The sequence below is a fragment of the uncultured Sphingomonas sp. genome, from assembly GCF_964237335.1.
Taxonomy (GTDB): Bacteria; Pseudomonadota; Alphaproteobacteria; order Sphingomonadales; family Sphingomonadaceae; genus Sphingomonas.
Genome location: NZ_CAXSHM010000068.1, coordinates 1 through 7,389, shown reverse-complemented (window position 1 = coordinate 7,389; position 7,389 = coordinate 1). Strand labels below are relative to the sequence as shown.

General features: G+C 61.6%; 8 protein-coding genes. 3 read left to right on the top strand and 5 right to left on the bottom strand.

Going from position 1 to position 7,389, the window contains the following annotated elements:
* Positions 1-200 precede the first annotated feature (200 nt).
* Positions 201-446 carry a type II toxin-antitoxin system ParD family antitoxin gene (locus tag ACFE65_RS17065; RefSeq protein ID WP_375383558.1) on the top strand — a complete coding sequence of 82 codons (246 nt, stop codon included), beginning with the start codon at positions 201-203 and terminating at the stop codon, positions 444-446.
* A complete protein-coding gene (locus ACFE65_RS17060; protein WP_375383557.1) occupies positions 439-729 on the top strand; it encodes a type II toxin-antitoxin system RelE/ParE family toxin in 291 nt (96 codons plus the stop codon). The genes ACFE65_RS17065 and ACFE65_RS17060 overlap by 8 nt, the downstream gene beginning before the upstream one ends.
* A 311-nt stretch (positions 730-1,040) precedes the next feature.
* On the opposite strand, the gene ACFE65_RS17055 is transcribed toward ACFE65_RS17060, so the two are convergent.
* The gene (locus tag ACFE65_RS17055) at positions 1,041-1,622 is read right to left on the bottom strand and encodes a hypothetical protein (RefSeq protein WP_375383556.1); all 582 of its coding nucleotides are present in this window, start codon (positions 1,620-1,622) and stop codon (positions 1,041-1,043) included.
* A 298-nt stretch (positions 1,623-1,920) separates the two neighbouring features.
* On the opposite strand from ACFE65_RS17055, the gene ACFE65_RS17050 reads away from it, so the two are divergent.
* The gene (locus tag ACFE65_RS17050; RefSeq protein WP_375383555.1) at positions 1,921-2,088 is read left to right on the top strand and encodes a hypothetical protein; all 168 of its coding nucleotides are present in this window, start codon (positions 1,921-1,923) and stop codon (positions 2,086-2,088) included.
* A gap of 766 nt (positions 2,089-2,854) precedes the next feature.
* On the opposite strand, the gene ACFE65_RS17045 is transcribed toward ACFE65_RS17050, so the two are convergent.
* The 4 genes from ACFE65_RS17045 to ACFE65_RS17030 all read right to left on the bottom strand — a co-directional run bounded on the left by ACFE65_RS17045 (position 2,855) and on the right by ACFE65_RS17030 (position 7,320).
* A complete protein-coding gene (locus ACFE65_RS17045) occupies positions 2,855-3,079 on the bottom strand; it encodes a PsiF family protein (protein ID WP_375383554.1) in 225 nt (74 codons plus the stop codon).
* Positions 3,080-3,496: 417 nt separating this feature from the next.
* A complete protein-coding gene (locus tag ACFE65_RS17040) occupies positions 3,497-5,695 on the bottom strand; it encodes an EAL domain-containing protein (RefSeq protein ID WP_375383553.1) in 2,199 nt (732 codons plus the stop codon).
* A gap of 258 nt (positions 5,696-5,953) precedes the next feature.
* A complete protein-coding gene (locus tag ACFE65_RS17035; RefSeq protein ID WP_375383552.1) occupies positions 5,954-6,328 on the bottom strand; it encodes a hypothetical protein in 375 nt (124 codons plus the stop codon).
* Positions 6,329-6,735: 407 nt separating this feature from the next.
* On the bottom strand, positions 6,736-7,320 hold the full coding sequence (locus tag ACFE65_RS17030; RefSeq protein ID WP_375383559.1) for a recombinase family protein: 585 nt from the start codon (positions 7,318-7,320) through the stop codon (positions 6,736-6,738).
* Between the last annotated feature and the right edge of the window lie 69 nt (positions 7,321-7,389).

Below are 7,389 nucleotides of genomic sequence, written 5' to 3'. Positions count from 1 at the left end.
GCATGGCCGCTGTCAGATCGGCAATCCACTTATCCCCGCTGTGCAGATTCCCCGAGCCACTTCTACCCCGGCAGGGTCGCCTCGCCGAGACGATCTTGGTGGCCGGGGTGAGTGAATTGCTGGATATCAGGTTCACCGGTAGCAGCAATCTTGCCAACCGTGCTATGCGCCAAACCGCACCAATAGTATGAGGTATCAACATGGCGACCGTGCGTAAGACCATCACTCTCACCGAACAGCAGAATGCGTGGATCGCCGCCCAGATCGACGCCGGCAGCTACACCAACGACAGCGAGGCGATCCGCGACCTCATCCGGCGCGAGCAGGAGCGCGGCCTTGAGATCGAGAGCATCCGTCAGGCGCTGATCGAGGGAGAGCAGAGCGGGGAGCCGGAGCCGTTCGACTTCGCCGCGTTCAAGCAGCGCAAAGCCGCGCAGCATGGCTGAATACCGGCTCAGCCCGCGGGCGCAGCGCGACCTCGACGGGGTGTTCGACTATACCGTGGCGCATTGGGGCTTGCCCCAGGCAATCCTCTACACTGACCTCATCGAAGCCGCCTGCGCCGATCTGGCCGAAGCCCCGCAACAGGTGCAGGGCTGTGCTAACATCCGGCCTGGCTATCGACGGCGCGGAGTCGAGCAGCATGTCATCTATTTCCGGCCGACCAATTACGGCATCGCCGTCATCCGTATCCTGCATCACCGCATGGATGCGGTCCGTCACCTGTAAGCGCCACGTTCAGGGGCCGGCACCCATCAGCGCATCGAGCCGATCGTGGCGAGCATCCATCCGTGACGCCGCCAACGCCTTGAGCGTCACGCCGTCCAGCTCCTCGACCGCCAGAGCTGCCGCCCTGAGCCTTTGCCGGCGCGCGTGCTGCCATGCTTCGGCCGACGCTTCCGGAATGTCAGCAGTGTCGATGCGATCGTCCGGCGGGGCATCAAGCCGATGGATCTGATCCTGTCGATTACCCGTCGTGCCGTCACCGCGATCAGCCGCCGGAGCGTCCCCGCCGATCCGCTTCCTTCGCAGCGAGCGCTTCAGGTAAGGTCGCTGGTCGCTGCGTAATATACTACGGTCGCGATGCGGGTCCGCAGATCGCTAAAGTTTAGGTGATAGCTGATGTTATTGGGCATGCACCCCTTGAGCAGGTCGCCATAGGCAACAACGGCGGCGCGCTCTTCCGGGCTGTCCGCCTCCGTGCCCAGCACGGTCGCCGACCGCGCGGGGGCGGCCCTGTATAGGCATGTCGCATACGCATACAGGAACGCGCGACCAAGCACGGCATCGGACGGCCTGACCGGAGGCTTATCGGGCATCCGGCTCACTCGCTCAAGCATGGACGGCTGCTTGTGCAGGTAGATTTCGGAGATCATTCCGCGCTCGACATCGCTGTTGACGAGCGACCAGCCGTGACGCTGCAGGCAGGCCGGGTGGTCCGATGACATCCGCTGGCTGATCTGGCCCTGCTCGGACGACGCAATCTGTGAGCGGACCAGTGCCAGTGAATCCCGTTGATCGACGGCGGCAAGGCAGGTGGCGAGATGCCGCACTTGCGCGTTGCTGACGGGCTTTGGGTCCGAGATCAGCCAGGAAAGCTGCGCCACCATCGCCCAGATCATCGCTACTCCCCCCAGAGCGTCACACGCGCGATAGCCGACGAACCATACCGCCGTCTACGTCATATGGCGACGATCAGGGTCGTCAGCTCTCTATCAAGTCGCGCCGTCGCAGCACGTTGCGGAAGGGGCCCCTTTCGCAACTAAGGGAACGACCGGAGCGCCCATCTCCTGCCCTTCCCAAGTCCAGAGCGTCCTGCCAGAACGGCTGGTTCCGAAGCGCCCGAGACTTAGCGCTCGCCGCGGTGCGACCGGTCGGAACGAAAGCGTTCTGTTAACCGACGCCGCCGATAGCGCCCACATGACCAACTGCGACGACCTGATCGACCGTTTCCACGCCCAAGCCCAGGCCCACGTCGCCCTCGCGGTGATCGCGGAGACAGCCCCGGTGGCCGAGATGCACATCGACCTAGCGGAGTTCAGCGAAGAGCGGGCTCGGGCGTTCGAGGAGCTGTGCGACGACGGGTGATGCCGACTGCGGTCGGCCCTGGCGATTTCGCGCGATTATCGCAGTACCGCCTCGAAGTACATGGGCGCTGAGGCTCAGCCGGGCAGGTCAGGGCAGCGGGGCCGCACGGAGGCAATGGATTTCTGAACGCGGGCGGCTCGGGACTCCTGCGGTCCTGTACCGCCGCTCAGGAACTTCAAGCCGAATGCCGGGAGGAAGGCGAGGCTCGATCTAGGATGTAGTCGACGACCCGGAGCGGGAGAGGATGGGCGAAGTCGAGTCCAATCTCGCCGTCGAGGCTCCAAGCAACCCAGCCGTTTATGTCTGTGAAGTGGGGGAGCGCCAATGTGACGAAGGCGCCGACGGACAAGACTTGCGACGTCGACACGCGGCAGCCGAGGTGGGTGAGGTCGAGGACGCGGACCGGGCAGGGCACCGTGACAGCGCCGGACAAGCGTGCCGCAATCGAGGCGGCTATCCGCTTCGCCTTCCGCTCATCCATGCCGGACGCGGCCGGCAACGTTGTCGGATCGTGAGTCGCCACCATGAAAATGCAGTTAGCCCGCCCAGGTCACCGACCGGTTAAATCAGCTCGTCCCAGCCGACAAAAGACGTGATCGAACACACTCTGCGGGCGCTGCGAAGCACCCCGTCCCGGAGGAAGAAGGACGGGGTGCCCGCAGATGGCCGCAGTCCAGTGAGGCCTGATGTGACCATGGCGGACAATCTCTACGATATGGTTAATGGCAGGGCTGTACGGGGTCGGAGGTTCCCCAGCGCGCGAGCGTCAGGCCCTCTTGCAGCCGGACATGAAGCTCTTGCGCGGTTTGCCGTGCAGGCCCTTGGCGTCCGCCTGCTTGGAGCAGTCGAGCGACTTGGCGGTGCGGACCACCGGGGCCTTGGCCGAGTTCGCGGCGGGTGTCTTGGCGGGCGCGGGAGAGGGCGTCTGGGCAGCGGCGGTGCCCGCCATCAGCGTTGCCGCGGCGGCGAGCGCGGCGAGGGTGGTGCGCATGGGAGGGCTCCGGTGACGTTCTCTGGGTCACCTGCTTACGGCGTCGGCCCGCGCCCTGTCACGCGGCGTCGCGGCGGTGGCCCGCGATTGAGCGCCGACGAAGGTCGGTCACGGCTTCCGCGGGCCACGCAGTCGTTGAGCGGCCGCACGGGTCGCGACGCACGTGCGGCCGCCCGACAGGGTTGGTTTCGCAGGGTTTCAGGATCGCAGGCCGGCGGGCAAGGGCACGACGAACCCGCCACAACCGGCCGTTGCACCCCGAAACGCATCAAGGTTGTGCATCACTACAGTAGTCGGTTCGTGCGGTTTTCCATCCGACGCGAACCTCTAAGTTTCTGACGTCGCGTATGTCGTCGATTTTGCGACACCGACATAGTCAGTTGGGGCATCAATATCTTGGACGAGCGACAACTACCGTCAGCAGGCGGCTACGATCGGAACTGCACTCGGATAACCGGTTCTGATACATATTGCATCTATGAAAGGTCTGATATCCTCCTTCGGGATCGGACGCCCAAGTAGATAGCCCTGCATGTGCGTGCAGCCGAACGCTGAAACCATTTCCATCTGTTCGTTTGTTTCCACGCCTTCTGCGACGACATCCATTTTGAGCGTATTCCCTAGCTGCACGATGGCCTTGATTATTGCCTGAGAAGCCGGAGAAGTCGGCACGCTTTCTATAAAGGATCGATCAATCTTAACTTTGTCGAATGGGAAACGCTCAAAGTAGCTCAAAGACGAGTAGCCGACGCCAAAGTCGTCCATCAGGATCTGTATGCCCAAGACCCTAAGCTGCTCCAGCTGGTTAAACGTCCGGTCGACATCCCGGATCAAGAGACTTTCTGTCACCTCTAACTGAAGACGACAGGGCGCAAGACCCGTTTCCTCCAAAATTTCCTTCACGCTGTCGCAGAGGCGCCCGCTCTCGAACTGCAAGGGAGACAGGTTTACAGCAATTTTAATGTGCTCCGGCCATCGCGCAGCTTCGCCGCAGGCTTTGCACAGGAGCCTCGTACCCAGCTGCTCAATTAGGCCGCATTCCTCGGCAAGGCCGATAAAATCGGACGGAGCGATCGAACCGCGTGTGGGATGGGTCCATCGCGCCAGTGCCTCGAAGCTCGTCACGTTTCCTGTCAAAACGGATAGTACCGGCTGAAAAGCCAGATCCAGCTCATCGTTTTCAAGAGCATCTCGTAGAGATATTTCTAACGACCGCCGATCGTGAACAGCCTCGTCCATTTTCTTGCTGTAGAAGCAGGCGATCCCGCGGCCATGCTCCTTGGCGCGGTAAAGGGCGAGATCGGCGGCTTGTCGCACCTCGTTGGGTGAGCAGCCATCCTCCGGATAAAATGCGACGCCGACACTGGCACCCACATGCGCACGCACCCGGTCGGTCAAGACGGGCACCTTCATCGCGGCTATGATCGAGAGCGCAAGATTGGGCGTTCGCACGATCGCACCGTCAGCGATCAGCATTACAAACTCGTCCCCACCAATCCGCGCCAACAGGTCGCCTGGGCTACATTGCTCACTCAGTCGGCTCGAGATCTGCACCAGCACCTCGTCTCCAACCAGATGGCCAAACTGGTCGTTGACCGCCTTGAAGCGGTCAAGATCAATGCTCACCAAAGCAAACGGCGATCCTTCCGATACGAGATCGTCAAGGCGCAAGACAAAGCTTGCCCGGTTTCTTAGACCCGTAAGGGAATCATAAGCCGCCAGTCGTTGGACCTGCGCCTGAGCGTTGCGGGCTCGATCCAGCACTCTTCGTGCAGCCATAATCAGCAGAATGAGGACAGCGATGACGATTGGTGCGCCGCCATACCTCAGCGCAGCGCCCGGCCGACGCGGCGTCCAGCGCAGACCTCCGATCACTTCACCCGCTGGATTCCTCAATAGAAGGCTGTTTTGTTTATCGGGGCTCGTTAAACGAAGGTCTTGTAGCTGGTGCACTAGCCCCAGTCGTGTAATCGCCGGCGGGTCAAGTACGTCCACGAGCACGAGAAACGAAAGCTTGCCAGACGGTTGCGCTATTTTCTTTGTGTCGGGGATGATCGGGGCAACGGCGAAGGCAGCTACTCGCCCGTCCGTGATCGCGGCTAGGCCAACGATTCTTCGATCACTGCCCGGTTTCATTTTGAGAATGGAACCTACCGCTTCGCTCAACGGTGACCCGAGATAGCGGAACGCGTCCATGTGAATGTGGGTTAGCCCAGCCGACGCATAGGTCGTCTTGCCACTGGGACCGATCACGAAGCTGTTCTCGAACCCTTGCGTCTTGAACAGGTAGGGTCCAATATTCTGGTCTGCCCACTCCGGCACTAAATGAGTAACCAAGTTGGTGAAGCCCACGTCCCACGCCGAACAGTCGGTCAAGTACTGCTTCATCTCACTCAGGTGTACTTGGATGGCTATCCGGGCTGCACCCTGCTCGGTTTTTAGCTCTTGACGATCGGCTCGGATGGATAGTCCTAAAAGCATGAGCGAGATAGCCAACGCCGCTAAACTAATAATGGTCATGATTGGCAGGACAAAGTCCCTGCGGTAATCTAGTGCATATGCAACGGCGGATGCTTCGCCTTCTCCCTTCCGAGCTACATCGCGCAAATCGACCATTCTGACTCAGTATCAGCGGCCGATTAACGGAAAGCAAAACGTATGCGCCTGGAAGCGCGTGGACCGGCTCAGGGAAAAGGCTTGGATCAGCAATGCCGGGACCTTGGGTGTCCAGTCCTCGCGACTAAACGTCGGGGTCGGCGCTCCGGCCCCGGCCACACCTGTCGCACATCTTCTGATTTTTGCATCACGAACGGCCGGGTTTGGTGGTTAGCGGACAGGCGGCTTTCGGTCGCGATGAAGCTGATGCGACGGCGCTCAATCCTCTTCCTCAACCCAGAAGATGAACGCGCGCTCGTCGTCAAAGCCGATCAGGCCGCACTCGAATGTCGCGGTGGTAAGTGGGGTCCAGCTTAGCGACGGCGCATCTTCCCACCTCCCGTTCCCGAAGAACGTCGCGTCCTCGGCGTAGTCGGCCAGCGCTTCCTTGGCGCCCTTTAACGCTGCACGTCGCGGAGAGGCGCGACCATAGGTTAAGCTCGTCGTGCCCGCCACCGCGAGCACGTGGGCGGCTTTTGTCCTATTCAGATGAACCAACTTGTCGTCGGCAAAGGGATCGCCTGCTGACGTCGGCAGGCCGACGTTTGCCGCGATGGCTCTCGCGACCTGACGCTCCCGAACCTCAGGCCTCATGCCGATCTACCAACGAGCGTTGGCGCGACTGGCAAATCTGTTCAGGAGCCTTTCTAACGTCTGCATACAGAGAAGTAGAGCGGACCTAAAGAACGTCCGCAACTGGGCGTCAGCCGCCGAGAGAAACAGAGCCTCGAATCGCAAGTACGATCATCGATATGCAGAACAGCCCGCCCGGTAGAAAGGCCAACCAGAACAGGCGTGGATGCTGATCTCGCGACACATATAGCCGACGCCCAAACGCATTCGCGTATTGCATCGGCCGCTCTGGATCGCTCTGCGGAAGAACCAACCGAAGATCGCCACCACGGCGAGGCAGAGGATCGTGAGGGCAGCCCGAGAGAGCGTCAATCCTTGGGGATGCCTGATAGGATGAACGTCTGCAATTGGGCGTTAGCAGAATTCGGCTAAGCCTTGGCCGGCGCCGTCCACCCCACACGTTCCAGGGTGCCGACCAAGGTGGACCGAGCGATACCGAAGTTCCGACACACGGCCGCCTTGTTCGCTCCGGCCGCCAGCGCCGCGGTGATCGCCTCGATCTTCTCGGCATCGATTACGGGCCGCCTGCCGCCGTGGCGTCCCCTTCGCTTGGCAGCGGCAAGGCCGGCCATCACTCGCTCGCGCGTCAGGGCGCGCTCGTACTGCGCCAGCGCACCGAACAGGGAGAACAGCAGCTCTCCATGCGGCGTGGCGGTGTCCATCTGCTCGGTAAGCGAGCGGAAGGCGACGCTGCGTGCCTTCAGGTCCGCGATGATGGACAGGAGATGCGGCAGCGACCGCCCGAGCCGGTCGAGCTCCCACACCACAAGCGTGTCCCCTTTGGTCAAATAGGAGAGGCACGCCTTGAGCCCGGCCCGGTCATCGCGGGCTCCGGAAGCCTTGTCGGTGTGGATGTGCCGCGCATCGACCTCGGCCGCGACCAGAGCATCGCGTTGCAAAGCGACGGACTGACGATCGTCGGACGATGAAACCCGCATGTAGCCAACCAACATGTACGACAAACCCAAAGGTAACTGCTCACGGGGTTGGCGGGAGAGGGTTGCGGTGGGCGCGAGTATCTG